Below are 26569 nucleotides of genomic sequence, written 5' to 3'. Positions count from 1 at the left end.
CGCTACCGTGAACCCTGGGAATAACTAAAAATGCTTTATCTGTGGCTCAAAGCGCTTCACATCATCAGCATGGTCTGCTGGTTTGCCGGCCTGTTCTATCTACCGCGCCTGTTCGTCTATCACGCCCAAAGTGAAGACACCGTCAGCAAGGAACGCTTCAGCATCATGGAGCGCAAGCTGTACCGGGGCATCATGGGGCCGGCAATGATCGCCACCCTGGTGTTCGGCATCTGGCTGATCAGCCTCAACCCGAGTGCCTATTTCAGCCAAGGCGCATGGATGCACGCCAAGTTGACCCTGGTGGTGATTCTGATCGGCTACCACCACATGTGCGGCGCACAGGTAAAACGTTTTGCCCGTGGCGAAAACACTCGCAGCCATGTCTTTTATCGCTGGTTCAATGAAGTGCCGGTTCTGATATTGCTGGCTATCGTAATTCTGGTCGTCGTCCGGCCGTTCTGACTCCAACAGGCACAACTCACCCGGGGTACTTCCAATGTCGTTGCCCGCCTTGCTTGAACAACGTTTGCGTCTGCCTGTAGTGGCGGCGCCGATGTTCCTGATTTCCAACCCTGAGCTGGTGCTCGCCTGCTGCCGTAATGGCGTGGTGGGCAGCTTTCCCGCGTTGAATCAGCGTGAGAGCAGCGGATTCAAGGCCTGGCTGGAAAAAATCGAAGCAGGGCTGGCGACACTGGAAAACCCCGCGCCTTACGCGGTGAACCTGATCGTCCACAACAGCAACCCGCGATTGCAGGCGGACCTGGCGATCTGCATCGAGCACAAAGTGCCGATTGTGATCACCAGCCTCGGCGCCGTGAAAGAGGTGGTCGATGCGGTACACAGCTATGGCGGCCTGGTGTTTCACGACGTGACGACCCGTCGCCACGCGGAAAAGGCGGCCGAGGCCGGCGTGGATGGTTTGATCGCCGTGGCTGCGGGCGCCGGTGGTCATGCCGGGACCTGGAGCCCGTTCTCGCTGGTTGCCGAGATTCGCCAGTTCTTCGACAAGACCCTGCTGCTGGCCGGCTGCCTGAACCATGGCCACGAGATTCTCGCCGCGCAATTGCTCGGTGCGGATCTGGCCTACTTCGGCACGCGATTTATCGGCACCACGGAAAGTCATGCGCCTGACGCCTATAAGGAGATGCTCCTGACTTCCAGAGCCGCAGACATCGTCCATACTCCAGCGGTGTCGGGTGTACCGGCAAGCTTCATGCGTCAGAGCCTGGAGGCCGCCGGTTTCGACATGGCGGCACTGCAACGCAAGGGCGAGGTAGACTTCGGCTCCAAGCTCAAACCGTTGAACGATGAAGCCAAAGCCTGGAAAACCGTGTGGTCCGCAGGCCAGGGCGTCGGAGAAATCGATGATTTGCCGAGTGTCGATCAACTGGTCGCACGTCTCGAAGCCGAATACCGCAAGGCGCTGGAACTGGCAGCTGCACTGCCAAAGCGCTGGCCGCGTTGACAGGAAAACTTGGCCAGTCCCTCCCGGCTGGCCCTACACCGCCCCTTGCAACATCTTCTATTACAAACTCTCGCGACAAGGATGCCTCGGCCATGAGCGAAAACCGTTTCAAGATCGTCTTCGATGGCGCTCTGCTGCCAGGTGTTGACGCCACCACCGCGAAGCTCAATCTCGCCGAGCTGTTCAAAAGCGATGTCGCAGCCATCGAACGCCTGTTCAGCGGCCGCACGGTTGCACTCAAACGCGACCTGTCACACGCCGACGCGCAGACTTACCTTCAGGCGCTGACGAAAACCGGCATCGATGCACGAATCGAAACCGAACCCTCGATCGAGCTGAACCTGGCCGACGTTCATGCCAGCCCCCTATCGGCAGAACCAGAGTCCCCCTACGCGCCACCCCGCGCCGCTGTCGGCGAAGCACTGCCGGAGTTCGCCGCACTCAAGGCATTCAGCTTCGATGGCCGCATCGGCCGGCTGCGCTTTCTGGCCTGGACGATGGCGCTGACGCTGGTGACACTGGGCATTGGTTCCGTGCTCGCCGTTTTCGGCTTCGCCCTCATCAGCACCGACTCGACTGCCGGCCTGATTCTCGCGGGTCTGCTGGCCGTTATCCTGGTCGTGGTACTTGCGTTCATCAGCATCCAGTTCAGTGTGCAACGCCTGCACGATATCGGTTGGTCCGGCTGGCTCTGGCTGCTGAACCTTGTACCGTTCGTGGGCAGCGCTTTTCCGTTCGTCATCATGATCGTACCGGGGAACAACACTGCCAACCGGTATGGCGCACCACCACCGCCCAACAGCAACGCGGTCAGGGTACTGGCTTCGCTGTGGCTGGTGTTTATCGCGATCATGTTCGTTGGCGGGCTGACCGGAGGTCTCACGGCGATTCAGGATGAGTATGAAAGCGCCACTGATAGCGCCTACCAAAGCAGCTCCGTGACCACCGATGGAGTCGAAGCTGTGCCCGTCGAGGTCGACTCGGCAGCGGATTCAACCGATGATGCAGCCGAAGCAGCCAAGCCCCCTGTAGACTCTGCGAAAGAATGAACAGCGCTCCCCGCCCGTGACACCTGCGTCGCCGGCGCGGAGCCGTTGCGATGGAGAACTGCATGACCCGTTACGCTCTGATCACTGGCGCTTCCAGCGGCATCGGCCTGGCGATGGCCGAAGCGCTGGCCCGGCGCGGCCGCAGCCTGATTCTGGTGGCCCGACAGCGTGATCAGCTGGAAAGCATTGCGATTGAACTGACTCAACGTTTTGGTGTGGAAGTGTTGTTTCGTGCCTGTGACCTGGGCGAGCCGTTGCGCCTGTCCGGGTTTCTGCTGGAACTGGAGGAAGGCGACCGACAGATCGATTTGCTGGTCAACTGTGCCGGCATCGGCACCTGCGGCCCATTCCTGGCCCAGGACTGGATGACCGAGCAGGACTTGATCGAAGTGAATATCCTGGCCCTCACTCGCTTGTGCCATGCCATTGGTAACAGCATGGCCTTGCAGGGCGGTGGGCAGATTCTGAACGTCGCCTCGGTCGCGGCGTTCCATCCCGGCCCCTGGATGAGCACTTACTACGCCAGCAAGGCTTATGTGCTGCATTTTTCCGAAGGTTTGCGTGTTGAACTGAAAAAATGCGCGGTCAAGGTGTCGGTGCTCTGCCCTGGTCCGACACGCACAGCGTTTTTCCGCACCGCGCAACTGGACGCCGACAAACTGGGCGAGAGCAAACGGCTAATGAGTCCAGAAGAAGTCGCGCTCTATACCGTACGGGCCCTGGAGAAAAATCGCGCCATTATCATTCCCGGCCGCCTGAATCGCTGGTTCGCCTTCCTGCCGCGGCTCGGCTCGCGCTGGCTGACCCGGACAATCGCGGGCATGGTCAACAAGGCGTACTGCCCGCGCTGACCGCCCTCAAGGTAAAAAACTGGGCTCAGGCAGGGCCCATGCGTACACTCAAGCCAGCCAAACAACGGAGAAAACAGCTGTGGATACTCTGTTCACCAAGATCATCAACCGGGAAATCCCGGCGAAGATCATTTACGAGGACGACCAGGTACTGGCCTTCCACGACATCGCGCCACAGGCCCCCGTGCACTTCCTGGTGGTCCCGAAGAAACCGGTTCGCACCCTGAACGACCTCACCGAGGACGATAAGGCACTGGCCGGGCATATTCTGTTCACCGCGCAGCGCCTGGCTCTGGAATTGGGCTGTGAAGAAGGTTTCCGGGTGGTCATGAACTGCAATGAATTGGGCGGGCAGACCGTTTATCACATTCATATGCACGTGCTGGGGCAGCGCCAGATGCACTGGCCGCCGGGCTGATGTGGCGAGGGAGCTTGCTCCCGCTGGGCTGTGCAGCAGCCCCAATCCATGAGTCGTATTTTTCAGCCCGACCGATGGGCTGAATTTACGACCGCTTCGCGGTCGAGCGGGAGCAAGCTCCCTCGCTACAGATGACCCAGCGAAAACCCTCCCCCCGCCGATTGGGTTAAACTGGCCGCCGAGATTCTTCCCGGAGGTCAGCATGACTACCCAACGTCACTACTCGCCAATTGACCGTCTTCTGCTGCAAGCCGATGCCGCGATGCGTACTTTGCTGCCCTTCAGCGGTCAGCCCTACCGTCCGTCGCCTGCCATCGTGCAGCCGGATGCGCAAATGAGCGACGAGGACACCCGGCACGTCGCCGGTTTGATGCGCATCAACCATACCGGCGAAGTCTGCGCCCAGGCGCTGTATCAAGGTCAGGCCCTGACCGCCAGGCTGCCGCAAGTGCGCGCCGCCATGGAACATGCCGCCGAAGAAGAAATCGATCACCTGGTCTGGTGCGAACAACGCATTCACCAGTTGGGCAGCCACACCAGCATCCTCAATCCGCTGTTCTATGGAATGTCATTCGGGATTGGCGCGGTGGCCGGGTTGATCAGCGATAAAGTCAGCCTGGGCTTCGTTGCCGCCACCGAGCATCAGGTCTGCAAACACCTGAACGAACACCTTGAGCAACTGCCCGCCGAGGACGAAAAATCCCGTGCGATCCTTGAGCAAATGCGCATCGATGAAGAACACCACGCTGAAAGCGCGCTCGATGCTGGGGGGTTCCGCTTCCCGACACCGGTGAAGTTCGGGATGAGCCTGTTGGCCAAGGTCATGACCAAGAGCACTTATCGGATCTGACGCAGCGTCGTCAGATCGCGAAGGCCATCACACGGTCTATCTGACAGACAGCAATAAAAAAGGCGACTGCCGCAAGGTAGTCGCCTTTTTCGTACCCGAAAATCTTAGCTCGGCATGTTACGTGCGTAGAAGATTTCAAGCATTTCGTGTTTCACACGCTCAGTCACCTGGGCACGTTGCTCAGAGGACAGGTTGTTGGTAGCGTCGCCGAACAGGTAGTTATCCAGTTCGAAGTTCTTCAACAGCATTTTGGTGTGGAACAGGTTTTCCTGGTACACATTCACGTCGGTCATCTGGTACGCGTCGCGGGTGTCTTCGGACAAGTAGTTCTGGATCGAGTTGATCTCGTGGTCGATGAAGTGTTTCTTGCCTTCAACGTCACGGGTGAAGCCGCGCACGCGGTAATCCACAGTCACGATGTCGGAATCGAACTGGTGAATCAGGAAGTTGAGCGCCTTGAGCGGTGAAATGACGCCACAGGTCGACACGTCGATGTCCACACGGAACGTCGCGATACCGTCCACCGGATGGATTTCCGGGTAGGTGTGCACCGTGATGTGGCTCTTGTCGAGGTGGGCCAGGATGATTTCGGGCAACGGGCCCGGAGACTCTTCGATCTGACTGTCGGTCGGGGTCACCGGCTCTTCAGAGATCAGAATCGTGACGCTGGCGCCTTGGGGTTCATAGTCCTGACTGGCGATGTTCAGGATGTTGGCACCAATGATATCGACAACTTCTGTGAGGATCTGCGTCAGGCGCTTGGCGTTGTACTCTTTATTGATGTACTCGACGTAAGCCTGTTGGTCTTGCGGGGTTTCCGCGTAGCAGATGTCATAGATGTTGAAGCTCAAGGTCTTTGTCAGGTTATTGAACCCGTGGAGCTTGAGTTTGCTTTTCACCGTTAAAAACTCTCTATGTATGCGGGCTGGCCGCGTGATCAAGCATGCCCGTCAGATGCGAACGACGCACCTGCGTAGGACGGTTAACACCTCTTCGCGATGGCGATTTTGGTTGTCTGTTCAGGCAAGCGACCTGTCGGTTGACCGATCACTGCCCTGAAAAAAGTGGCGCATTATGCAGACGTCAGCTATGGATCGCCAGAGTCTGCACCGCTTTTATGATAGTTGAATGTCGACTCAACCGAGTTCAATGATCTCGTAGTCGTGGGTAATCGCCACGCCGGCCGCGCCGAGCATGATCGAGGCCGAGCAATACTTCTCGGCCGACAGCTCGATGGCGCGCTTGACCTGAGCTTCTTTCAGCCCACGGCCCTTGACCACGAAATGCATGTGGATCTTGGTGAACACCTTCGGATCTTCGGTCGCACGCTCGGCTTCGAGAAAGGCTTCGCAGCTTTCGACGGCCTGACGGGACTTCTTGAGGATGCTGACCACATCGAAATTGCTGCAACCGCCAACACCCAGCAGGAGCATCTCCATCGGCCGAACGCCCAGATTACGACCGCCGGCATCGGGCGGACCGTCCATGACCACGACATGACCGCTGCCGGATTCACCGAGGAACATGGCTTCGCCAGCCCATTGGATGCGTGCCTTCATCGCCAAGACTCCACTGTATAAAAAAGGGTCGCCAGCTTAGCACAGGGCCCTTGATTGGCAGCGCTTCGCCTTCCTAAGACATAACCATCTGCGGCGTAGGGCAAATTCTCGAATCCTGAAGGAATGCGTCTGTTAAGCTGGCGTCAATTCACTGGCGCACAGTGCTGCGCCAACCCCTACAAAAAAACAAACACACCGTGCAGTCTTTTCGGGATACAACCATGGTTGCTATTACCCCCACACCCAGAATCAAGAACCTCGACAAGCTGTTGATGCACTGCCAGCGTCGTCGCTATGCCGCCAAGAGCAACATCATCTGTGCCGGCGACCGCTCGGACACGCTGTTCTTCATCATCAAAGGCTCGGTGACCATCCTGATTGAGGATGACGACGGCCGTGAAATGATCATTGCCTACCTCAATTCCGGCGACTTTTTCGGCGAGTTGGGCCTGTTTGAGCAAGCCGGACTGGAACAGGAGCGCAGCGCCTGGGTACGCGCCAAAGTCGAATGTGAAGTCGCGGAAATCAGCTACGCGAAATTCCGCGAGCTGTCCCAACAGGATCCGGACATTCTTTACGTGCTCAGCGGACAAATCGCACAACGACTGCGCAATACCACGCGTAAGGTCGGCGACCTGGCGTTCTTCGACGTGACCGGGCGCGTTGCGCGCTGCCTGCTGGAGCTGTGCAAACAGCCAGACGCCATGACTCACCCGGACGGCATGCAGATCAAAGTGACCCGTCAGGAAATCGGCCGGATTGTCGGTTGTTCCCGTGAGATGGTCGGCCGCGTGCTCAAGGATCTGGAGGAACGCAACCTGGTCGACGTCAAAGGCAAGACCATGGTGGTCTTCGGTACGCGCTAAGCTCGGAAACTTAAGTTCGAAAAGCTCAGAAAGCTTAAGCTCCGAAACTTAGGCCCCGAGCATTTCCGCCAACTGGCGATACAACGCATCGAGCCGTTCCAGCGCATCAGGAGCGGCAAACTTTTCGTGCAGGGCGATGTGGCTTTCAGCGCGAACCCGCTGGTCCAGGCCGCAGGCTTCGTTAAAGCGATTGACTGCCGCGACCATCGAGTCTCGTTCGTTATCGATCAACATCGCCCCATGCACCAGGCCGACCGGACGCTGACCGCCTTTGCTCTGGCGCCAGCGTTGAGCCGTGCCGACCATCTTGCGACCATCGAGGTTGACATTGAAACGGCCGTCGCAGAACGCGCCCTCAATTTCGCCCAAGGACGACACGCCGCCCAACTCATCAAGCAGCTGACAAATCGGGTCGCAGAGTCGGCGATAGGCGGTTTCGATCCGATTCTGGTCACCTTCGCTGCGCGGTGGCGCATAGACCAGAGCGATGTTGAGGGTGGACGCCGATTGCGGCACCGGCTCACCGCCGGTTTCGCGCAGCAGTACCGGCCAACCGGCGGCCGCGGATATTTCGCATGCGGCGTCGAACTGTGGCAGACGATTCAAGCGCCGGGGCATGACCAGCGCGCGGTCAGTGGGTTGCCAGAACAGCAGGCCGAACTCCGACTCACCGGCGCACACATGGGCCAACAGGTCCTGTTCGGCGAGCAGGCCGGCTTCGATGGTCAGTAGGGTTGGTGAGGTCATAAGGTATTCCGTTGGGCATGAAGTCCGTGGCGCTACTTATGCCGCCATCGCGAGCAGGCTCGCTCCCACATTGGATCTCTGATGTTAGTAGATCTCTTGTGGGAGCGAGCCTGCTCGCGATGGGGTCGACTCTGTCTGCGTGTAATCAGTCGAGCGTAGAACCGCTCACTGGAGTGCCCCGCTCGGGAAAGAACAAGCGCTGCAGTTCGGAACCCGGGCTTTCGGCGCGCATGAACGCTTCGCCGACCAGGAACGCATACACATCGCTGATTTCCATCAACTCGACATCGGCCCGGTTAAGAATGCCGCTTTCGGTAACCACCAGACGATCGCGGGGAATACGTGGCAACAGGTCGAGGGTGGTTTCCAGGCTGACATCGAAGGTGTGCAGGTTGCGGTTGTTCACGCCCACCAGCGGCGTGTCGAGGGTTTTCAAGGCCCGCTCCAGCTCGTCGCCATCGTGGACTTCCACCAGCACATCGAGGCCGACGCTTTTGGCCACGGCCGCCAGCTCGGCCATTTTCACGTCGTCCAGAGCAGAGACAATCAACAGCACGCAGTCAGCACCCAAGGCACGAGACTCGACGATCTGGTACGGATCGATCATGAAATCCTTGCGGATCACCGGCAGCTTGCACGCCGCCCGGGCCTGTTGCAGATACACATCGGCGCCCTGGAAGAAATCGATGTCGGTGAGCACCGACAGGCAAGTGGCACCGCCCTTTTCGTAACTTCTGGCAATGTCCGCAGGCATGAAGTTCTCGCGAATCACGCCCTTGCTCGGTGAAGCTTTCTTGATTTCAGCAATGACCGCCGGCTGCTTGAGCTTGGCCTGAGCGATCATTGCCTTGGCGAACCCCCGGGTTGCATCGGCTGCCTTGGCCAAGGTTTCCAGTTCGGCCAGGCTTACGCGGGCGCTACGCTCGGCGACTTCCTGAACTTTGCGGGCCAGAATTTTTTCCAGAACCGTCGGTATACTCATCCCTCATTCTCCACTTTGAATACCGCGGTAAATGCACCCAATTCCTCAAGCTTTTCCCGAGCGAGGCCTGTGTGCAGCGCATCGTGCGCCAGGGCAACGCCTTCTTTCAAACTGCTGGCATGGTCGGCGGCGTACAGCGCGGCACCGGCATTGAGCACGATCATCTCGGCCGCTTTCTGACCGCTCTCGGTCTTGCGCTTGCCCAGGGCATCGCGAATCAGCTCAAGGGAGGCCGCCGGGCTTTCCACCGCCAGACCGTGCAGGCTCTGGCTCTTCATCCCCAGATCTTCGGGTTCGACCCAATACTCGGTGATCTGATCATTCTTCAATTCAGCCACAAAGGTCGGTGCCGCCAGACTGAATTCATCCAGGCCATCCTTCGAGTGCACCACCAGCACGTGCTTACTGCCCAGGCGCTGCAAGACCTCGGCCAATGGCCGGCACAACGCCTGACTGAACACCCCCACCACCTGATGTTTCACACCGGCCGGATTCGTAAGCGGGCCGAGCATGTTGAACAAGGTGCGCAGGCCCAGCTCGCGGCGCGGGCCGGCAGCGTGCTTCATGGCGCTGTGGTGGGTCTGGGCAAACATGAAACCGATGCCGACGTTATCAATGCAGCGCGCCACCTGGACCGGGGTCAGGTTCAAGTAGATACCCGCAGCCTCCAGCAGATCCGCGCTGCCGCTTTTGCCCGACACCGCACGGTTACCGTGCTTGGCCACGGTGCAACCGGCCGCGGCGACGACAAACGACGACGCAGTGGAGACGTTGAAAATGTTCGCCCCGTCGCCGCCGGTACCGACCACATCGACCACGCCATCGAGGGTGTTGAGTTCAACCTTGTCCGCCAGCTCGCGCATCGCCGTCACGGCACCGACGATCTCGTCGATGCTTTCGCTCTTCATGCGCATGGCCATCATGAACGCGCCGATCTGCGCATCCGTGCATTGCCCGGTCATGATTTCGCGCATGACATCGCGCATCTCATCGGTACTGAGGTCGAGGTGGCCGACAATACGGCTCAGGGCTGTCTTGATATCCATGGAAAGTCCTTAGCGCGTGCCGCCGGTTTGTTTGAGGAAGTTGGCGAACAGCTCGTGGCCCTGCTCGGTGAGGATAGACTCAGGGTGGAATTGCACACCTTCAATATTCAGTGTCTTGTGGCGCAGCCCCATGATCTCGTCCACCGAGCCGTCTTCGAGCTGGGTCCAGGCGGTCAGCTCCAGGCAATCGGGCAGGGTCTCGCGCTTGACGATCAGCGAGTGATAGCGGGTGACCGTCAGCGGGCGATTCAGGCCTTCGAACACACCCTTGTCCTCGTGAAACACCGGACTGGTCTTACCGTGCATGACTTGACGGGCACGGACCACATCGCCACCAAAGGCTTGGCCGATGGACTGGTGCCCCAGGCAAACGCCGAGAATCGGCAGCTTGCCGGCAAAGTGCTTGATCGCTTCGATGGATATACCGGCTTCGGTCGGGGTGCAAGGACCGGGAGACACGACGATGCGCTCAGGGTTGAGGGCTTCGATTTCGGCAATGGTGAGCTCATCGTTGCGCACGACTTTGACCTCGGAGCCCAGCTCACCAAGGTATTGCACAACGTTGTAAGTAAAAGAGTCGTAGTTATCGATCATCAGCAACATGGCGTTAAGAACCTCTTGAATTCACTGACTTTTAATACGGCCTTCGAATGATTTACCCGCAGCGCACTGCGCTTTGTCAGGTGCTGGAGTGGCGCCAGCAAAGCGGCATTTCATACAGGTAAAGAAGGCAAAGCGGTACAGGTCCGGCCAGGCCGGCAGAAAAGATTCAGACGCGCCAACGCCAACGGGCGTGTGCCTTGATGACTTGATCCAGGAGTTTGCTGACGATCAACACGGGGAAGGTCTCATTCATACGTCTGGGCACAGTAACTTAGCTGGGCAGAGCGTGCAATAAGGCCGGGGCGACAGCTCGTGAAACAATCGAAGGGTTCGCGACGGATGGCAAAAGGCCGAAAGTTTTTGGTACTGTCGTTTCGTTTACCACAACAATAAATAAATGGACTTGCTCATGATCAAACAGAGATTGTTTGTACCGCTTGCCGGCTGCCTGCTCACCATGGCCTGCGCCCAGGCGATTGCCGCGCCCAATCCTTATTCGAATTTCGTTGTTTTCGGCGACAGCCTCAACGATGCCGGGCAGCTTACCGACTCGGGTGGCCCTGCCGGCGCGACAGAGCGTTTTACCAACCGGACCGGGCCGCTCTACCTGGATGGCAGTGGTGAATTACGCTCGCTGAACTCCACGCAACTGCTGGGTGGACGATTCGGATTTACCTCTGACCAGACAGCCGCTTCAACCTCGGCTGCGCGAGCCAACCAAGGGCTGGCGGACGGCAACAACTGGGCCGTCGGCGGTTACCGTACCGACCAGATTCTGGACTCGATCACCAGCGAATCCGCCACGGGCGAACGTACTCGGGCAGGTTATTTGCCAACGAACAACTTCCGCGCCGATCCAAATGCGCTGTATTACATTTCCGGGGGCGGCAACGATTTCCTTCAGGGCCTCGTGCTCAATACCACCCAGGCTAACGCCGCGGCGAATCGACTGGCCGACAGCGTGCAGACTCTGCAAAGCGCCGGCGCCAAATACATCGTGGTCTGGCTGCTGCCCGATCTGGGACTGACTCCCGCCGTCAATGGCACCTCATTACAAGCCTCGATCTCACAGCTGAGTACCGACTTTAATCAGCAGTTGGTCACCCGCCTCGCGGGGATCAACGCCGAAATCATTCCGCTGAACATTCCACTGCTGTTGCAGGAAGCAGTCGCCGACCCGACGCGCTTCGGCCTCGCCGCTGGCCAGAACCTGACAGCCACCTGCTTCAGCGGTAACAGCTGTACGGAAAATGCTGTCTATGGCATCAACAGCGCTACCCCGGACCCGAGCAAGCTGATTTACAACGACTCGGTCCACCCCACTGAAGCCGGGCAAAAACTGATATCCGATTACGCCTATTCCTTGCTGTCAGCACCTTGGGAGCTGACGCTGTTGCCGGAAATGGCCCACGCCACCTTACGCGCCCACCAGGATGAACTGCGTAGCCAGTGGCAATCCGACTGGGAGAACTGGCAGGCCGTCGGCCAATGGCGCGCGATTGTCGCCGGCGGCGGTCAGCATCTGGATGTCGATAGCCAAAGCAGCGGCGCCAGTGCCGATGGCAGCGGCTACAACCTGAATATCGGTGGCAGCTATCGCCTGAATGAAGCCTGGCGCGTCGGCGTGGCAGCCGGCTTCTATCGTCAGAACCTCGAAGCGGGCAACAACGATTCGGACTACAAACTCAACAGCTACCTGGCGACCGCCTTCGCCCAGTTCCAGCAAAATCGCTGGTGGGCCGATGCCGCATTGACCGGTGGCAAGCTGGATTACGACAACCTCAAGCGCAAATTCGACCTGGGTGTCAGCGAAGGGGCGGAAAAAGGTGATACCGACGGCCATCTCTGGGCCTTCAGCACTCGCCTTGGCTACGACATTGCCCAACCGGGCAGCGAATGGCACCTGTCACCGTTCATCAGCGCCGATTACGCAAAGGTGGAAGTCGACGGTTACTCGGAGAACAGCAACCGCTCCACCGCGCTGACCTTTGATGATCAGACCCGAGACTCGAAACGTCTGGGCATCGGTTTGCAAGGCAAATACAACTTCACCCGTCAGACCCAGGTGTTTGGCGAATATGCCCATGAGCGCGAGTACGAAGATGACGCTCAGAAGGTCAACATCGCCCTCAACAGCCTGCCGTCCCTGGACTTCAATCTCCAGGGCTACACGCCGCAAAGCCATCTCAACCGCTTAAGCCTGGGGGTCAGCCACAAATTGACTGCCGACCTGGCGCTGCGTGGCGGCTATACCTTGCGCAAGGATGATGACTTTACCCAGCAGGGCATCAACGCTGGGGTAACGCTGGACTTCTGACCCTTCACACGCCAAAGGACGCATCGGCTCGTGTAGGAGCTGGCGCAGCCTGCGATCTTTTGGCGGCATTGGGAGCGACCGAGGTACAAGATCAAAAGATCGCAGCCTTCGGCAGCTCCTACGGGGGAAATGGCAGGCACAAAAAAACGCGGCGCCCTCACAGGCGCCGCGTTTTTTTATGGATCACTGGTCCGGCGTCTGCTCGGCCAGGGCCACGGCGCGGAACATGGCGCGACGCTTGTTCAGGGTTTCTTCCCATTCCAGTGCCGGCACCGAGTCGGCGACGATGCCGCCACCGGCCTGTACGTGCAGTTCGCCGTTCTTGATCACCGCGGTACGGATCGCAATCGCGGTGTCCATGTTGCCGTTCCAGGCGAAGTAACCGACCGCGCCGCCGTAGACGCCACGCTTGACCGGTTCCAGCTCGTCGATGATCTCCATCGCGCGAATCTTCGGCGCGCCAGACAAGGTGCCGGCCGGCAGGATCGCCCGCAGTGCGTCCATCGCTGTCAGCCCGGCCTTCAATTGGCCGGTGACGTTGGACACGATGTGCATCACGTTGGAATAACGCTCGATGACCATCTTCTCGGTGAGTTTCACCGAACCGATTTCCGAGACACGCCCCGTATCGTTGCGGCCCAGATCGATCAGCATCAAGTGCTCGGCGATTTCCTTGTCGTCCGACAGCAGGTCTTTTTCCAGCGCCAGATCAGCCTCTTCATTGGCGCCCCGTGGACGGGTGCCGGCAATCGGGCGCACGGTGATCAGGTTGTCTTCGACCCGCACCAGCACTTCCGGCGAACTGCCGACGACATGGAAGTCGCCGAAATTGAAGAAGTACATGTAAGGCGTCGGGTTGAAGCAGCGCAGCGCCCGGTACAGGTCGATAGGCGCAGCCTTGAAGTCGATCGACATACGCTGCGACGGCACGACCTGCATGCAGTCACCGGCCAGGATGTATTCCTTGATGGTGTCGACGGCTTTTTCGTAATCGCTCTGGGTGAAACTCGAACGGAACACCGGATCAGCCGATTGCTGCTTGCTGAAGTCCAGGCCACGGCGTGGGGTGATCGGCTGACGGAGTTGTTCCAGCAGCGCTTGCAGACGCGCTTGCCCTTGCTCGAAGGCGTCTTCCTGCGACGGATCGGCCAGGACAATCGCGTGCATCTTGCCGGCGAGGTTGTCGAACACCACTACCGCGTCGGAGACCATCAGCAGAATGTCCGGCACGCCCAGCGGATCCGGGTTCGGGCATTTGCCCAGACGCTTCTCCACATAACGTACGCAGTCATAACCGAAGTAACCCACCAGACCGCCATTGAAGCGTGGCAGACCGGCGATGGTCGGCACGTTATAGCGCGCCTTGAAGGCTTCGACGAAGGCCAGCGGGTCTTCAACATCGTGACTTTCGATCTCGACGCCGTCGTGGGTCACGCTGACGTGGTGATCATGAACCCGCAGCACGGTACGGCACGGCAGGCCGATGATCGAATAACGGCCCCACTTCTCGCCGCCCTGCACCGATTCCAGCAGATAGGAGTTGGGCTCGTCGGCCAGTTTCAGGTAGATCGACAGTGGCGTGTCGAAGTCGGCCAGGGTTTCGCAGGCAAGCGGTATGCGGTTGTAGCCGGCAGCGGCCAAACGCAGGAATTCTTCGCGGATCATGAGGTGCCTCGTGGCTTGAGGGTCTAACGGTCAGGTATGCAAACGCGCCGGTACGCCGGCCAGGAACAAGTCAGGCGCGCCAACGCCAGCGGGCCAGGGCCTTGATGACTTTCATCCAGAGTTTGCGAGTGACCACCACGATGGCGTTTCCAGGAGGGGATTGAACAGCGTCGGGCAACGTTATCCCAGCGGCCGGATCCAGGCAACCGGGAATTAGTTTGCGTAGATCATCGATGACCAGCGTCGGCGACTCTTCGGCAATCGGCCGGCCGTGGTTATAGCCATAACTGAGGGCCACGCATTTGACCCCCGCCGCTTTCGCCGCCAGCACATCGCTGCGCGAGTCGCCGACGAACAACGATTGCGACGCCGGAATGTTGGTCATTTTCATCACGAAAAACAGCGCGGCCGGGTCCGGTTTTTTCTGCGGCAGGGTGTCACCGCCGATGATCAGGCGGAAATAACGACCGATCTTCATCTGATCCAGCAGCGGCGCGACGAAGCGCTCCGGTTTGTTGGTGATCAGCGCCATCTCGACACCCTGCTTGTGCAGCCATTTCAGGGTATCGCGCACGCCGGGGTAAACCACGGTCAGCTCGTGACCGTCCTCATAAAAGCCGTTGAACAACTCCAGGGCATGTTCGGCCTCGACCTCATCGACACCCTCGGCATCGATGTGATTGGCCAAGGCCCGGCGCACCAGCATCTGCACGCCGTTGCCCACCCACTCACGCACCGATTCGATGCCGGCAGGTTGGCGCCCGAGTTTGAGCAGCATGTTATCCACAGCCGCCGCGAGGTCGGGGACCGAATCGACCAGCGTGCCATCCAGATCGAACATCACCAGCCGCGGCAGACGCCCGGGGAACAGCTGCTCAAAACCACTCATGGGCGAGCCAGCGCCAGTTCGGAGCGCATTTTTTCAATCACTTCCTGGTAGTTCGGCGCATTGAAGATCGCCGAACCGGCCACGAAGGTGTCAGCGCCGGCAGCCGCGATTTCACGAATGTTGTTCACGTTCACGCCACCGTCGATTTCCAGGCGGATGTCACGACCGGAGGCATCGATCAATGCCCGCGCTTCACGCAGCTTGTCGAGGGTGGCGGGAATGAACTTCTGCCCGCCGAAGCCCGGGTTGACGCTCATCAGCAGGATCATGTCGACCTTGTCCATCACGTACTTGAGCACGTCCAGCGGGGTCGCCGGGTTGAACACCAGACCGGCCTTGCAGCCGCCTTCGCGGATCAGTTGCAGGGAACGGTCGACGTGCAGCGTGGCTTCCGGGTGGAAGGTGATGTAGGTCGCGCCGGCCTCGATGAAGTCACCGACGATGCGATCCACCGGGCTGACCATCAGGTGCGCGTCGATCGGCGCAGTCACGCCGTACTTGCGCAGCGCGGAGCACACCATCGGGCCGATGGTCAGGTTGGGCACGTAATGGTTGTCCATGACATCGAAGTGCACGAAGTCGGCGCCGGCGGCCAGGACGTTGTCCACTTCCTCACCCAGGCGGGCGAAATCGGCGGAGAGAATCGACGGAGCAATAACGAAGGGCTGCATGACGCACCTTTTTTGAGCAGAATCACGATGGCGCGCATTGTATACCTCATGCTTTGACGCGCGCACCGTGCTGCGATGATCAGTAGGCCGCTCGGTAGATCTTCTCGATATCGACGGCCGTCAATTTGCGCGGATTGTTGCGCATCAGCCGTTCGATGCCGGCGGCTTCCACGGCCATGGCCGGGATCGCATCCTGGGGCACTCCGAAACTGCGCAACCCCAGCGGGATTTCCACCACCGCACACAGCTCGGTCATCGCCTCCACGGCTTTGTCCGCCGCTTCGTTGGCGCTCAGATGAGCGGTCTTCACCCCCATGGCCTCGGCAATATCCTGCATGCGTTCAACGCAGGCCATCTTGTTCCAGGTCATGACATACGGCAGCAACAAGGCATTGCTGACGCCATGGGCAATGTTGAAACGCCCACCCAGGGGATACGCCAACGCATGCACCGCGCCAACCCCGGCATTACCGAACGCCATGCCGGCCATCAGGCTGGCGGTGGCCATGTCTTCGCGGGCTTGCAGATGGGAAGGATTGGCGTAGGCCTTGGGCAGCGCCTTGGTAATCAGCTTGATCGCGCCAATGGCCAGGGCATCGGTGATGGGCGAGGCACTGAGCGACAGGTAGGACTCGATGGCATGCACCAGCGCATCGACGCCACTGGCGGCGGTGACACTGCGCGGGCAGGTCAGGGTCATTTGCGGGCTGACCAGCGCCACGTCCGGCAACAGGTAATCGCTGATAATGCCCTTCTTCAGCTGCGCGAGCCTGTCGGAAAGAATCGCCACATTGGTCACTTCCGAACCGGTGCCGGCAGTGGTCGGAATGGCGATCAGCGGCGGGCCTTTGCGCGGCACCTGATCGACGCCGAACAAATCCTCCAGTGCGCCGTGATAACCGGCGTAGGCCGCAACACTCTTGGCGATGTCGATGGCACTGCCGCCACCGAGGCCGATCAGCCCGTCATGCCCGCCTTCGCGGTAAACCCGCATGCAATCTTCGACGATGGCAATTTCCGGGTCCGGCAGCACCCGGTCGAAAATCTCGTAACTGCGCTCACCCAACTGCGCCAGCGCCAACTCTACCGTGCCCGACTTGACCAGTGCGGCGTCGGTGACGATCAGTGGGTTGTCGATGTCCAGACGCGTGAGCTCAGCCGCCAGTTGCTCGATGGCCCCTGCACCAGTGATCAGTTTGTGAGCGATTTTGAAAGAGGAAAGACTCATGTGCGCAGCCTCTTATAGATAGGGGAGCTGGGCACAATAGTAGCTGGGGATTGGGGTTTGTCTGTTATTCAAATCATGAATCACCGCAGATTCCGAAATCACCCTAAATCCCTGTGGGAGCGGGCTTGCCCGCGATGGCGTCATGACATCCAACATCAGTGCTGACTGATGCACCGTCATCGCGGGCAAGCCCGCTCCCACATTTTCACCGCCTATGGCTTCAGACCTGCGCGGTGCGCAGTTTTTCGCTGCGCCCACGCAGCCATTCCAGCGTCAGCAACAGGATCACCGAGAATGCGATCAGCAACGTCGCGGCAGCGGCGATCGTCGGGCTGAGGTTTTCGCGGATGCCGCTGAACATCTGCCGAGGCAAGGTCGCTTGTTCGGGGCCGGCGAGGAACAGCGTCACCACCACTTCATCAAACGAGGTGGCGAAGGCAAACAGCGCACCAGAGATCACGCCCGGCGCAATCAACGGCAAAGTCACCCGACGGAACGTCGTCAGTGGCGAAGCGCCCAGGCTTGCAGCGGCTCGCACCAGATTCTGGTTAAACCCCTGCAAGGTCGCCGATACCGTGATGATCACGAACGGCACGCCCAGCACGGCGTGCACAACGATCAACGAGATATAGCTGTTGCCGAACCCCAGTGGAGCGAAGGTCAGGTAACTGGCCACACCAATGATCACCACCGGCACTACCATCGGCGAAATCACCAGCGCCATCACCAGCGCCTTGCCCGGGAAGTCCCCCCGGGTCAGGCCGATGGCCGCCAGCGTACCGAAGATCATCGCCAGTACCGTCGCTGCCGGGGCGACGATCATGCTGTTCTTCAACGAACGCATCCATTCGGCCGAAGCAAAGAAGTCCTGGTACCAGTGCAGCGAGAAGCCTTGCAGCGGATAGACCAGAAAACTCCCCGAGTTGAACGACAACGGAATGATCACCAGCACCGGCAGGATCAGGAACAACAAAATCAAGCCGCAGAGAATCCGCAAGCTGTAGAACCACACCCGTTCGATGGGCGACATATAAGGACTCAGCATTTCACTCTCCCCTTAGCTCAGGCGCAGGCGACTGGCGCCCACCAGCCAGCTGTAAATCAGATAAAGCACCACGGTCGCCAGCAGCAACAGCCCACCGAGTGCGGTCGCCATGCCCCAGTTGATGCTGGTGTTGGTGTAGAAGGCGACGAAATAGCTGACCATCTGATCGTTCGGGCTGCCCAGCAACGCCGGGGTGATGTAGTAGCCGATGGCGAGGATGAACACCAACAGGCAACCGGCGCCGACACCGGCATAGGTTTGCGGGAAGTACACCCGCCAGAAACTGGCGAACGGGTGGCAGCCGAGGGAAATCGCTGCTCGCATGTAGGTCGGCGAAATGCCTTTCATCACGCTGTAGATCGGCAGAATCATGAATGGCAGCAGGATGTGCACCATCGAGATATAAACCCCGGTGCGGTTGAATACCAGCTCCAGCGGCTTATCGATGACACCCATGGCCATCAGACCACTGTTGATGAGGCCACCCGATTGCAGTAGCACGATCCACGCCGCGACCCGCACCAGAATCGAGGTCCAGAATGGCAACAGCACCAGAATCATCAACAGGTTGCTTTGCCGCGATGGCAGGTTCGCCAGCAGGTAGGCCAACGGGTAGGCCAGCACCAGGCAGATCATGGTAATGATCAGGCCCATCCAGAAGGTCCGGGCAAAGATATCGAGGTAGATCGCCTGATCGGGAGTGGCCCGGGCCAGTTCGCCGAGGTCGTCGATACGGTGGTCGACGGCGGCCAGCAGGTAATAAGGCGTCACGCCACTGGTGTTGCGACGCACGACCTGCCAATAGGCCGGATCGCCCCAGCGCTCGTCGAGCCCTTCCAGCGCAGCTTTATAAGAAGCCGGCTCCGTGGCGAACGGCAAGGCGCGTGCGGTTTTGGTCAACAGGCTGCGGTAGCCGGCCAACTCCATGTTCAAGCGCTTGGACAAGTCGCCCAAGGTCTGATTCTTGCGGGCTTCGGCAAGGTCTTCGCTGGCTGCCTTATAGACTGGCTCAGCGGGCAGGCCGCGGCCATCCCAGCTGGCGATGGCCGCCACGGTGCGCGGCATGACGCCGACCACTTCCGGGTTGCCGACGCTTTTGAAGAGCAGCGCCACGATCGGCACCAGGAACACCAGCAACAGAAACAGCACCAACGGCGCGATCAAGGCTTGTGCTTTCCAGCGGTTGACACGCTCGGCGTGCTTGAGCCGCTGCTTCAAGGTGGGGTCGGTGCCCGCGTTCACGGGAACGGCGATAGCCATGGCGTACTCCGGAAATCGATCTTTCTAATTCGAACAACCTGTGGGGGCGAGCTTGCCCGCGATGACGATGTATCAGTCAACATGAATGCTGAATGTGATGACGCCATCGCGGGCAAGCCCGCTCCCACATTAGTTGTGGTTACTTCGCAGCCCAGGAATTGAAGCGCTGCTCCAGTTGCTCGCCGTTGTCAGCCCAGAAGCTGACGTCGATCTGCACCTGGTTGGCGATGTTTTCCGGGGTGGTCGGCATGTCTTTCAGGACATCCTTGGCCAGCAACGGCACGGCTTGGATGTTGGCCGGGCCGTAGGCGATGTTTTCCGAGTAGGTCTTCTGTTGCTGCGGTTGCACCGAGAATGCGATGAATTTTTTCGCCGCTTCGGCACGGGTCTTATCCAGACCTTTTGGAATCGCCCACGCGTCGAAGTCGTAGATGCCGCCGTTCCACACCACTTTCAGGTTGCTTTCTTTCTGTACCGCCGCGATCCGGCCGTTGTAGGCCGAGCTCATGACCACGTCACCGGAGGCGAGGTATTGCGGCGGTTGTGCGCCGGCTTCCCACCACTGAATGTTTGGTTTGAGCTCATCGAGTTTCTTGAACGCACGATCCTGACCGTCCTTGCCGGCCAGCACTTTGTAGACGTCTTTCGGCGCCACACCATCGGCCATCAAGGCGAATTCCAGGGTGTACTTGGCGCCTTTACGCAGGCCGCGCTTGCCCGGGAATTTCTTGGTGTCCCAGAAGTCGACCCAACTGGTCGGTGCGGATGCCAGCTTGTCGGCGTTGTAGGCCAACACTGTCGACCACACGAAGAAGCCTACGCCGCAAGGCTGGATAGCACCTTTGACGTAGTCTTCGGACTTGCCGAACAGCTTCGGATCCAGCTGCTCGAACATGTCTTCGTCGCAACCACGGGACAGTTCTGGCGATTCAACTTCCACCAGGTCCCAGGACACGCTCTTGGTATCGACCATGGCTTTGACCTTGGCCATCTCGCCGTTGTATTCGCCAGCGACGATTTTGCCGTGGCCAGCCGCTTCCCACGGTGCGTAGAAGGCTTTGACCTGCGCCGCCTTGTTCGCCCCGCCAAAGGAAACCACAGTCAGGTCCGGACCCGCCGCCATCGCGTGCGCCGCACCCATCATGCCCACGACCAGGGCGGTGAATTTCAGGGATCTCAACATTTATTGTTCTCCAACTGCAGGGTTAGTGTTGGTGAAGCGGGGGCGATCAGTGCGCCTCTAGAAGCGGGTCGAGCGCGCGAACGTGTTCGACCTGCCAGCCAAGCGGTACCACGTCGCCGACAGCCAGCGCGGGATCGAGCTCGGCAATCGGTTGTTTCACGAAGAAGTCGGTCTTGCCGCAGACTTCCAGGCGAACCCGGACGTGGTCGCCCAGATAGATGAATTCCGCCACCCTCCCTGAGAAGCGGTTGACACAGGACTCGCTCGAGCCATTAAGGCTCACGCGCTCCGGACGAATCGACAGCGTGACGGGTTCGCCGGTCTTGCCGACGTTGACCGCCAGCGCCTCGACCTTTTCACCGCGACCGAGCTCGACCACGCAGCGGTCGCCGGTATGGCTGTGCAAGCGACCGTTGAGGCGGTTGTTCTCGCCGATGAAGTTGGCGACGAAGGTATTTTTCGGCTCTTCGTAGAGCGTGCGCGGCGGTGCAATTTGCTGAATCTCGCCCTGGTGGAACACGGCGACGCGGTCGGACATGGTCAGGGCTTCGCCCTGGTCGTGGGTCACGTAGACCACGGTCACGCCGAGGCGCTGGTGCAGGTGCTTGATTTCCATCTGCATGTGTTCGCGCAGTTGTTTGTCCAGTGCGCCGAGGGGTTCGTCCATCAGCACCAATTGCGGTTCGAACACCAGGGCGCGAGCCAGGGCCACACGCTGCTGCTGACCGCCGGACAGTTGCGCCGGATAGCGCTGGGCGAAGGCGTCGAGCTGAACCATGCTCAGCACACGTTTGACCCGGTCACTGACGTCGCTTTTGTTCAAGCCGCGTACGGTCAGCGGGAACGCCAGGTTCTCGGCCACAGTCATGTGCGGAAACAACGCATAGTTCTGGAACACCATGCCGATATCGCGTTTATGCGGCGGCACGTTGTTGATGGAACGCCCGGCCAGTTGAATCTCCCCGGCAGTCGGCGTTTCGAAGCCGGCGAGCATCATCAGACTGGTGGTCTTGCCGGAGCCGGACGGCCCGAGCAAGGTCAGAAATTCGCCTTTGCGAATATCCAGGTTGAGGTCTTTGACGATCAGGTTCTCGCCGTCGTAGCTCTTTTGCACTCCACGAAAGCTGACCAGAATGTCGCTGGCCCCTGCGCTTGAATCAACCTGGCTCATACCCACACCTTTGTTATTGATGACTGCTGTGGACTAAGCCTAGTGGACGCTGGGAGCCGCGCAAATCGGGGCGCAGGAGAGAATCGCCTCAGCCGGATGGAAGGTTGGGGGTAGGGATTGCCCTACAAGGATGGCGGGGATGGATATGTCGATTCGTGATGGCGACAGGCGGTGAGCTGCAAGCCTCAATAACCGGTAAAAGTGTTCAGTAGCGCTTGTCGTTATCGGATATGTCCACGACTGGACGGTTGATGGAAATACCTGTGGGAGCGAGCTTGCTCGCGATAGCGGATTGTCTGCCAACATCAATGTTGACTGATACGGCCTCATCGCGAGCAAGCTCGCTCCCACAGGGGACGGCGGTGTTCTTTAGAGGAGTTTGTGTTCCATCGCGTACTTCACCAGTTCGGCCAGGGAGGTGATGTTGAGCTTCTGCATCAGCCGCGCCTTGTGGGTACTGATGGTTTTGCTGCTCAGGGCCAGTTGCTGGGCGATGTCGTTGACGTTGGCGCCCTGGGCCAGGCGTTCGAACACCGAGAATTCACGTTCCGACAGCAACGAGTGCAACGGCCGCGCATCGGTCAGGCCGACTTCGAAGACCATGCGGTCGGCCAGGTCCGGGTCGATGTAGCGCCCGCCCGCCGCCACCTTGCGGATCGCCGTCAGCAGCAATGCCGGATCGCTGTCCTTGGTGGCGTAGCCAGCGGCACCGACCTTCAATGCCCGGGCGGCCATCTGCGCCTCGTCGTGCATCGACAGCACCAGAATCGCCGGCGGGTTGTTCAAGGCGCGAATCCGCGGAATCGCTTCCAGACCGTTGACCCCAGGCATGGAGATGTCCAGCAACACCACTTCGCAGGGAACATGGCGCAAGGTCTCGAGTAACTGCTCGCCATTGCTCGCCTCCCCTACCACTAGCAAGTCCTTGGCCAGGCCGATCAATTGCTTGATGCCTTCGCGAACGATGGTGTGGTCTTCGGCTACCAGTACACGGATCACGTTCTTCTCCATTCTTCTTATGTCAGAGCCAAGATCATCGCGAGCAGGCTCGCTCCCACATTGGATTTCGGTGTGTCAAAGATCTGTGTAATTACCCCATCCCCGTGGGAGCGAGCCTGCTCGCGAAGGCGTCAGCACAGACACCACAAACTCTTCAGGCTTCATCCAGCGGCACTCGCACACTCAGGGTCGTCCCCTCCCCCGGCTCACTCTCGAGTGACAACTGCCCGCCCATGATCAACACCCGCTCACGCATACCGACCACGCCAAACGATGTCGGCCTGCCAGGGGCAGCGACAAATCCTACGCCATCATCGCTGACCGTCAGGCAGAGTTCATCGCCCTCGAGGGCCAGCGTCAGTTCAACAGTATGCGCCTGGGCGTGGCGCATGACATTGGTCAGCGCCTCCTGAAGGATCCGGAACAGCCCGATGGCCTTGGCGTCGCTGAGCACCGGCAAGTTATCCGGCACCTGCACCAGGCACGGGATCTGCGTGCGCGCCTCGAACCGCCGCGCCTGCCACTCGATGGCCGAGGCGATCCCGGCATCGAGAATCGGCGGCCGCAGCGCCGTGGCCACATCGCGCACCAGTTGAAACAGCTGAGCGATCAAACGCTTCATGCTGTTCAAGCGCTCGTGCAGGCCCGGATCGAGCTGGGCGTAAGCCAGTTCGCACATTGACGTTTCCAGCTTGAGCACGGTCAGCATCTGCCCCAGCTCGTCATGAACTTCCCGGGCAATCCGGGCCTTTTCCTCTTCCCGCACGCTCTCAAGGTGCGCGGACAACTCGCGCAACTGCTCGCGGGAGCTGGCCAGTTCCAGTTCGATGCGTTTGCTCTCGGTGATGTCCCAGACAATCCCGTCCCAGACATAGGTGCCGTCTTCAAGTCGACGGGTGATGGCCTTGATCTCGGCCCAGCGCTGTTCGCCCTGACGGGTCAGAATCCGCCCCTGCCACGACCAGTCGCTGTCGGTATCCAGCGCATGATCCTGAGTCTGGTGGTAACTGGCCTTGTCATCCGGATGCACCAGGCTGCGCAGGCCTTTGTCCCGATGGGCCAGGGTGGCCGGCGAGTACCCCACCAGGCTCTCGCTGCCTTCACTGATGTAGGCAAAGTCGATCTGCCCTGTCACCGGCGCGCGCTCCAGACGAAAGACCAGTCCGGGGACATTGGCGGCGATCCCTTGCAGCCGCGCTTCGCTTTCCTGCAAGGCGGCCAGGGCACGCCGACGCTCGGTGACGTCATTGAGGTAAACCACCAGGTATTCGCCCTCACGAAAACGCAAGAAGCTCAACGAAACATCCGCCGGCAGAACACTGCCATCGGCCCGCACGCAATTGGTTTCGAAACTTAGCGGCCCTTCCTCGCTGGCTCGGGCGCGCTTCCACAGGTTCAGCCAGCGGTCCATGTGCAAGCCGGGCTCGAAATCGATCAATGGCCGATCAATGATCCCGCCCACCGGGTAGCCGAGCATGGTTTCGGCTGCGCGGTTGGCGTAGCGCACATGGCTGTCCCAGTTGACCCAAAGGATGCCGACGGTGCTTTGGTCGATGGAAAACTGCGTGAGGCGCAAGGCCTCTTCACTGGCCTCGCGCAGGGCAATGTCTTCGCGCGCCGCCAGCAGTCGTTGCTCCAGACTGTGTTGCTGACGACGCTGCCAGAACACAATGGCCATGCTGCTCAGCAACAACACCAGCAAGAGCAGGCAGAGGTTTTTCCAGAATCCCGGCGACTCGGACAGCCGCGGGTACTTGGGTTGCAGCCACTGATTGTGCAGGTGCTCCAGGTCCTTGGCCGGGATCGCCCGCAGCGCGCTCTCGACGATGCCGGCCAGTTCCGGCCAGTCCCGGCGCGTGGCCACTCGCAGCAGTTGCGGGAAACCTATATCGCCTACCACGACCAGCCCGGAGAACTCAGTCTCGGCAGACAGGCGCCCGAACTGCGCTTCATCGACCACCGCGTAACCGGCCTGCTGACTCAACAACAGTTGCAGCGCCTGGCGCTCCAGGGGCACGCCTTGCAGGTTCAGATGGGGATAGTTGCTGCGCAAATAATCGGCAGTGGCGCTGGGCATGCGCACGGCGACGCGGGTCTGGCTGTCGAGTTTTTCCAGTTCCACCGTGCCGGTGCTCTTCTGGTCGCTGACGACCAGTTGCGATACCCGCATATAGGGATCGGAAAACTGCCAGAACCGCAAACCGGCAGGGGTTTGCGTCAGCCCCGGCGCGATATCGATATCGCCTTCACGGGCGGCGGTTTCCAGTTGCGCAAGATCAGGATAATTACGCCAGCTCAGCTCGACCTTGAGCGCCTTGGCCAGCCATTTCATCAACTCGACGTTAACCCCGGACAGTCGCTGCAAGCGGCGATCGTATTGGGCATAGGGCGCTTGCAACACCACCCCGACCCGCAATTCGCCATGCTGCGCCAGCCATTGCTGTTGCGCTGGCGACAGTTGCGCGACATGCGCCGGTGGCGCGGGCGCCGCCCAGCCCATCAAGGGAAACCACAAACAGCCGATAACCCACAGGCAGCGAAAATGCATCATCGAAGTCTCACACACTGACAAATACTGACCAACCCATTAGGCTGCCGGAATAACTTCTGGCCTGGAATATCCGATGCCCCCTGTCTACCGCCTGGCGCTGCCAGCATTGTGCCTGTCGCTGATCCTGCCGTGCGCCTTTTCCGTCGAGGCGGCCGACCCCGCACCTGCCGCTGCGGAAAAGCCCGCCGAAGAAAAACCGGTCGAACGCCAGCCGCTGCTTGAGCGTAGTCAGGAAGAAGCGACAGCACTTGAGCGAAAAATCCCTGCTCAGGAACAGCAACAACTGCAAGCCGGCACCGATAGCTTTCTCGCCTTGTGGAAACCGGCCAATACCGCCGAACCCAAAGGCGCGGTGATTATCATCCCGGGCGCTGGCGAAACCGTTGACTGGCCGCAAGCGATCAGCCCATTGCGCCGCCAATTGCCAGACGCCGAGTGGAGCAGCCTGAGTATCACCTTGCCAGACCTGCAAGGCGAAGCCATTGCGCCACGTATCGTCGAAGTGGCGCCAGCACCCAAATCGCCTGATGCCGGCAGCAAAGACTCCACGACCGCGGCACCCATCGAACAGGCGGCCGGCGGCGAAGCGGAGGTGGCCGACAAGGCCATCGCCGAAACCACCGAAGAACAGGCCAAAGCCAACGCCGAGCGAATCTTCGCTCGCATCGATGCCGCCATCGCCTACGCCGAACAGCAAAGCGCTCGCAGTATCGTTGTGCTGGGCCATGGTACCGGCGCTTACTGGGCCGCGCGTTATCTGAGCGAAAAGCAGCCATCGCAAGTCGGTAAATTCGTGATGGTCGCCGCCCAGACACCCATTACGGCGAAGCCCGGGCTGGCCGAATTGACGCCGACGATCAAGCTGCCCGTCGCCGACATGTTCTACATCGACAAACCGCTGGATCGAAACGCGGCACTGGAACGCTTGCAGGCCAACAAACGCTTGAAGACTTCGGCGTTCAGCCAGGTATCGCTCAAGGCCCTGCCGGGGAACGCCAAGGCAGAGCAAGAGCAGTTGGTTCGCCGGGTGCGGGGATGGTTGAATCCGCAGCCTGCGGCGAACTGACAGATCGCGTCGCCCCAATCGCGAGCAGGCTCGCTCCCACATTGATCTCGGTCGTACACAAATTCTGTGTCCCCTAAAGATTTAATGT

The 26569-nt window shown here is 59.8% G+C and carries 25 protein-coding genes; 9 read left to right on the top strand and 16 right to left on the bottom strand.

What is annotated here, in order from left to right; all coding sequences use genetic code 11:
• Nucleotides 1-30: 30 nt before the first annotated feature.
• The 6 genes from hemJ (at nucleotide 31) to coq7 (ending at nucleotide 4633) form a co-directional block, all read left to right on the top strand.
• Entirely contained in the window at nucleotides 31-462 is a 432-nt protein-coding gene (gene hemJ / locus AACY49_RS19350) for a protoporphyrinogen oxidase HemJ (RefSeq protein WP_258698822.1), read from the top strand.
• A gap of 34 nt (nucleotides 463-496) precedes the next feature.
• The gene (locus tag AACY49_RS19345) at nucleotides 497-1465 is read left to right on the top strand and encodes an NAD(P)H-dependent flavin oxidoreductase (RefSeq protein WP_258698821.1); all 969 of its coding nucleotides are present in this window, start codon (nucleotides 497-499) and stop codon (nucleotides 1463-1465) included.
• 92 nt (nucleotides 1466-1557) lie between these two features.
• Entirely contained in the window at nucleotides 1558-2514 is a 957-nt protein-coding gene (locus tag AACY49_RS19340) for a DUF805 domain-containing protein (protein WP_258698820.1), read from the top strand.
• Nucleotides 2515-2576: 62 nt separating this feature from the next.
• Nucleotides 2577-3365, top strand: a complete 789-nt coding sequence (locus AACY49_RS19335; protein ID WP_258698819.1) for an SDR family NAD(P)-dependent oxidoreductase — start codon at nucleotides 2577-2579, stop codon at nucleotides 3363-3365.
• Between the two features lie 79 nt (nucleotides 3366-3444).
• Nucleotides 3445-3783, top strand: a complete 339-nt coding sequence (locus AACY49_RS19330; protein ID WP_007906873.1) for a histidine triad nucleotide-binding protein — start codon at nucleotides 3445-3447, stop codon at nucleotides 3781-3783.
• Between the two features lie 202 nt (nucleotides 3784-3985).
• On the top strand, nucleotides 3986-4633 hold the full coding sequence (gene coq7 / locus AACY49_RS19325; protein WP_258698818.1) for a 2-polyprenyl-3-methyl-6-methoxy-1,4-benzoquinone monooxygenase: 648 nt from the start codon (nucleotides 3986-3988) through the stop codon (nucleotides 4631-4633).
• A 104-nt stretch (nucleotides 4634-4737) separates the two neighbouring features.
• On the opposite strand, the gene speD is transcribed toward coq7, so the two are convergent.
• Both speD and AACY49_RS19315 read right to left on the bottom strand, forming a co-directional pair.
• Nucleotides 4738-5532, bottom strand: coding sequence for an adenosylmethionine decarboxylase (gene speD / locus AACY49_RS19320; protein WP_258698817.1), 795 nt, complete (start codon nucleotides 5530-5532; stop codon nucleotides 4738-4740).
• 237 nt (nucleotides 5533-5769) lie between these two features.
• Nucleotides 5770-6192, bottom strand: coding sequence for an OsmC family protein (locus tag AACY49_RS19315; protein WP_007941657.1), 423 nt, complete (start codon nucleotides 6190-6192; stop codon nucleotides 5770-5772).
• Between the two features lie 221 nt (nucleotides 6193-6413).
• Between AACY49_RS19315 and crp the strand changes: the two genes are divergently transcribed.
• Nucleotides 6414-7058, top strand: coding sequence for a cAMP-activated global transcriptional regulator CRP (gene crp, locus AACY49_RS19310; protein WP_258698816.1), 645 nt, complete (start codon nucleotides 6414-6416; stop codon nucleotides 7056-7058).
• Nucleotides 7059-7106: 48 nt separating this feature from the next.
• Here crp and AACY49_RS19305 read toward each other — a convergent pair whose 3' ends face one another.
• From AACY49_RS19305 to AACY49_RS19290, 4 genes are all read right to left on the bottom strand, one after another.
• On the bottom strand, nucleotides 7107-7805 hold the full coding sequence (locus AACY49_RS19305; protein ID WP_258698815.1) for a lipoate--protein ligase family protein: 699 nt from the start codon (nucleotides 7803-7805) through the stop codon (nucleotides 7107-7109).
• 145 nt (nucleotides 7806-7950) lie between these two features.
• Nucleotides 7951-8787 carry an indole-3-glycerol phosphate synthase TrpC gene (gene trpC / locus AACY49_RS19300; protein WP_258698814.1) on the bottom strand — a complete coding sequence of 279 codons (837 nt, stop codon included), beginning with the start codon at nucleotides 8785-8787 and terminating at the stop codon, nucleotides 7951-7953.
• The gene (gene trpD, locus AACY49_RS19295) at nucleotides 8784-9833 is read right to left on the bottom strand and encodes an anthranilate phosphoribosyltransferase (RefSeq protein WP_258698813.1); all 1050 of its coding nucleotides are present in this window, start codon (nucleotides 9831-9833) and stop codon (nucleotides 8784-8786) included. The genes trpC and trpD overlap by 4 nt, the downstream gene beginning before the upstream one ends.
• Nucleotides 9834-9842: 9 nt before the next feature.
• Nucleotides 9843-10436, bottom strand: coding sequence for an aminodeoxychorismate/anthranilate synthase component II (locus AACY49_RS19290; protein WP_008067458.1), 594 nt, complete (start codon nucleotides 10434-10436; stop codon nucleotides 9843-9845).
• A gap of 409 nt (nucleotides 10437-10845) precedes the next feature.
• On the opposite strand from AACY49_RS19290, the gene estP reads away from it, so the two are divergent.
• Nucleotides 10846-12753, top strand: coding sequence for an esterase EstP (estP, locus tag AACY49_RS19285; protein WP_258698812.1), 1908 nt, complete (start codon nucleotides 10846-10848; stop codon nucleotides 12751-12753).
• A gap of 183 nt (nucleotides 12754-12936) precedes the next feature.
• On the opposite strand, the gene trpE is transcribed toward estP, so the two are convergent.
• The 10 genes from trpE to AACY49_RS19235 form a co-directional block, all read right to left on the bottom strand.
• Nucleotides 12937-14418, bottom strand: a complete 1482-nt coding sequence (gene trpE / locus AACY49_RS19280; RefSeq protein ID WP_258698811.1) for an anthranilate synthase component I — start codon at nucleotides 14416-14418, stop codon at nucleotides 12937-12939.
• Between the two features lie 70 nt (nucleotides 14419-14488).
• Entirely contained in the window at nucleotides 14489-15307 is an 819-nt protein-coding gene (locus tag AACY49_RS19275) for a phosphoglycolate phosphatase (RefSeq protein WP_258698810.1), read from the bottom strand.
• Nucleotides 15304-15978, bottom strand: coding sequence for a ribulose-phosphate 3-epimerase (gene rpe, locus AACY49_RS19270; protein WP_007941649.1), 675 nt, complete (start codon nucleotides 15976-15978; stop codon nucleotides 15304-15306). Before rpe ends, AACY49_RS19275 begins: the two co-directional genes overlap by 4 nt.
• 79 nt (nucleotides 15979-16057) lie before the next feature.
• Nucleotides 16058-17206, bottom strand: a complete 1149-nt coding sequence (locus AACY49_RS19265) for an iron-containing alcohol dehydrogenase (protein WP_339525763.1) — start codon at nucleotides 17204-17206, stop codon at nucleotides 16058-16060.
• A 220-nt stretch (nucleotides 17207-17426) separates the two neighbouring features.
• On the bottom strand, nucleotides 17427-18251 hold the full coding sequence (locus tag AACY49_RS19260; protein ID WP_258698808.1) for an ABC transporter permease: 825 nt from the start codon (nucleotides 18249-18251) through the stop codon (nucleotides 17427-17429).
• Between the two features lie 12 nt (nucleotides 18252-18263).
• Complete coding sequence (locus AACY49_RS19255; protein ID WP_258698807.1) at nucleotides 18264-19511, bottom strand: ABC transporter permease; 1248 nt, start codon at nucleotides 19509-19511, stop codon at nucleotides 18264-18266.
• A gap of 139 nt (nucleotides 19512-19650) precedes the next feature.
• Entirely contained in the window at nucleotides 19651-20694 is a 1044-nt protein-coding gene (locus AACY49_RS19250; RefSeq protein ID WP_258698806.1) for an ABC transporter substrate-binding protein, read from the bottom strand.
• A 46-nt stretch (nucleotides 20695-20740) separates the two neighbouring features.
• Nucleotides 20741-21865 carry an ABC transporter ATP-binding protein gene (locus AACY49_RS19245; protein WP_339525760.1) on the bottom strand — a complete coding sequence of 375 codons (1125 nt, stop codon included), beginning with the start codon at nucleotides 21863-21865 and terminating at the stop codon, nucleotides 20741-20743.
• 369 nt (nucleotides 21866-22234) lie between these two features.
• Nucleotides 22235-22876 carry a response regulator gene (locus AACY49_RS19240; RefSeq protein ID WP_258698804.1) on the bottom strand — a complete coding sequence of 214 codons (642 nt, stop codon included), beginning with the start codon at nucleotides 22874-22876 and terminating at the stop codon, nucleotides 22235-22237.
• 142 nt (nucleotides 22877-23018) lie between these two features.
• Nucleotides 23019-25415 (bottom strand): PAS domain-containing sensor histidine kinase, encoded by a 2397-nt coding sequence (locus AACY49_RS19235; RefSeq protein ID WP_339525758.1) that lies wholly within the window; start codon nucleotides 25413-25415, stop codon nucleotides 23019-23021.
• Between the two features lie 73 nt (nucleotides 25416-25488).
• Between AACY49_RS19235 and AACY49_RS19230 the strand changes: the two genes are divergently transcribed.
• Complete coding sequence (locus tag AACY49_RS19230) at nucleotides 25489-26481, top strand: alpha/beta hydrolase family protein (protein ID WP_258698802.1); 993 nt, start codon at nucleotides 25489-25491, stop codon at nucleotides 26479-26481.
• Nucleotides 26482-26569 lie beyond the last annotated feature (88 nt).

The organism is Pseudomonas sp. EL_65y_Pfl2_R96 (assembly GCF_963970905.1).
Lineage (GTDB): Bacteria > Pseudomonadota > Gammaproteobacteria > Pseudomonadales > Pseudomonadaceae > Aquipseudomonas.
Note: the sequence above shows the minus strand (reverse complement) of the source record. Positions and strands in the feature narration are given on the sequence as shown.

Excerpts from the sequence above, each read along its gene's own strand:
- AACY49_RS19345 (WP_258698821.1), top strand. The coding sequence starts at position 497 with ATGTCGTTGCCCGCCTTGCTTGAACAACGTTTGCGTCTGCCTGTAGTG.
- AACY49_RS19250 (WP_258698806.1), bottom strand. The coding sequence starts at position 20,694 with ATGTTGAGATCCCTGAAATTCACCGCCCTGGTCGTGGGCATGATGGGT.
- AACY49_RS19245 (WP_339525760.1), bottom strand. The coding sequence starts at position 21,865 with ATGAGCCAGGTTGATTCAAGCGCAGGGGCCAGCGACATTCTGGTCAGC.
- trpC (WP_258698814.1), bottom strand. The coding sequence starts at position 8,787 with ATGAGTATACCGACGGTTCTGGAAAAAATTCTGGCCCGCAAAGTTCAG.
- estP (WP_258698812.1), top strand. The coding sequence starts at position 10,846 with ATGATCAAACAGAGATTGTTTGTACCGCTTGCCGGCTGCCTGCTCACC.
- AACY49_RS19340 (WP_258698820.1), top strand. The coding sequence starts at position 1,558 with ATGAGCGAAAACCGTTTCAAGATCGTCTTCGATGGCGCTCTGCTGCCA.
- AACY49_RS19275 (WP_258698810.1), bottom strand. The coding sequence starts at position 15,307 with ATGAGTGGTTTTGAGCAGCTGTTCCCCGGGCGTCTGCCGCGGCTGGTG.
- rpe (WP_007941649.1), bottom strand. The coding sequence starts at position 15,978 with ATGCAGCCCTTCGTTATTGCTCCGTCGATTCTCTCCGCCGATTTCGCC.
- AACY49_RS19335 (WP_258698819.1), top strand. The coding sequence starts at position 2,577 with ATGACCCGTTACGCTCTGATCACTGGCGCTTCCAGCGGCATCGGCCTG.
- coq7 (WP_258698818.1), top strand. The coding sequence starts at position 3,986 with ATGACTACCCAACGTCACTACTCGCCAATTGACCGTCTTCTGCTGCAA.
- AACY49_RS19260 (WP_258698808.1), bottom strand. The coding sequence starts at position 18,251 with ATGCTGAGTCCTTATATGTCGCCCATCGAACGGGTGTGGTTCTACAGC.
- trpD (WP_258698813.1), bottom strand. The coding sequence starts at position 9,833 with ATGGATATCAAGACAGCCCTGAGCCGTATTGTCGGCCACCTCGACCTC.
- AACY49_RS19230 (WP_258698802.1), top strand. The coding sequence starts at position 25,489 with ATGCCCCCTGTCTACCGCCTGGCGCTGCCAGCATTGTGCCTGTCGCTG.
- AACY49_RS19240 (WP_258698804.1), bottom strand. The coding sequence starts at position 22,876 with ATGGAGAAGAACGTGATCCGTGTACTGGTAGCCGAAGACCACACCATC.
- AACY49_RS19290 (WP_008067458.1), bottom strand. The coding sequence starts at position 10,436 with ATGTTGCTGATGATCGATAACTACGACTCTTTTACTTACAACGTTGTG.
- AACY49_RS19235 (WP_339525758.1), bottom strand. The coding sequence starts at position 25,415 with ATGATGCATTTTCGCTGCCTGTGGGTTATCGGCTGTTTGTGGTTTCCC.
- trpE (WP_258698811.1), bottom strand. The coding sequence starts at position 14,418 with ATGATCCGCGAAGAATTCCTGCGTTTGGCCGCTGCCGGCTACAACCGC.
- AACY49_RS19305 (WP_258698815.1), bottom strand. The coding sequence starts at position 7,805 with ATGACCTCACCAACCCTACTGACCATCGAAGCCGGCCTGCTCGCCGAA.
- AACY49_RS19255 (WP_258698807.1), bottom strand. The coding sequence starts at position 19,511 with ATGGCTATCGCCGTTCCCGTGAACGCGGGCACCGACCCCACCTTGAAG.
- hemJ (WP_258698822.1), top strand. The coding sequence starts at position 31 with ATGCTTTATCTGTGGCTCAAAGCGCTTCACATCATCAGCATGGTCTGC.
- crp (WP_258698816.1), top strand. The coding sequence starts at position 6,414 with ATGGTTGCTATTACCCCCACACCCAGAATCAAGAACCTCGACAAGCTG.
- AACY49_RS19315 (WP_007941657.1), bottom strand. The coding sequence starts at position 6,192 with ATGAAGGCACGCATCCAATGGGCTGGCGAAGCCATGTTCCTCGGTGAA.
- AACY49_RS19265 (WP_339525763.1), bottom strand. The coding sequence starts at position 17,206 with ATGAGTCTTTCCTCTTTCAAAATCGCTCACAAACTGATCACTGGTGCA.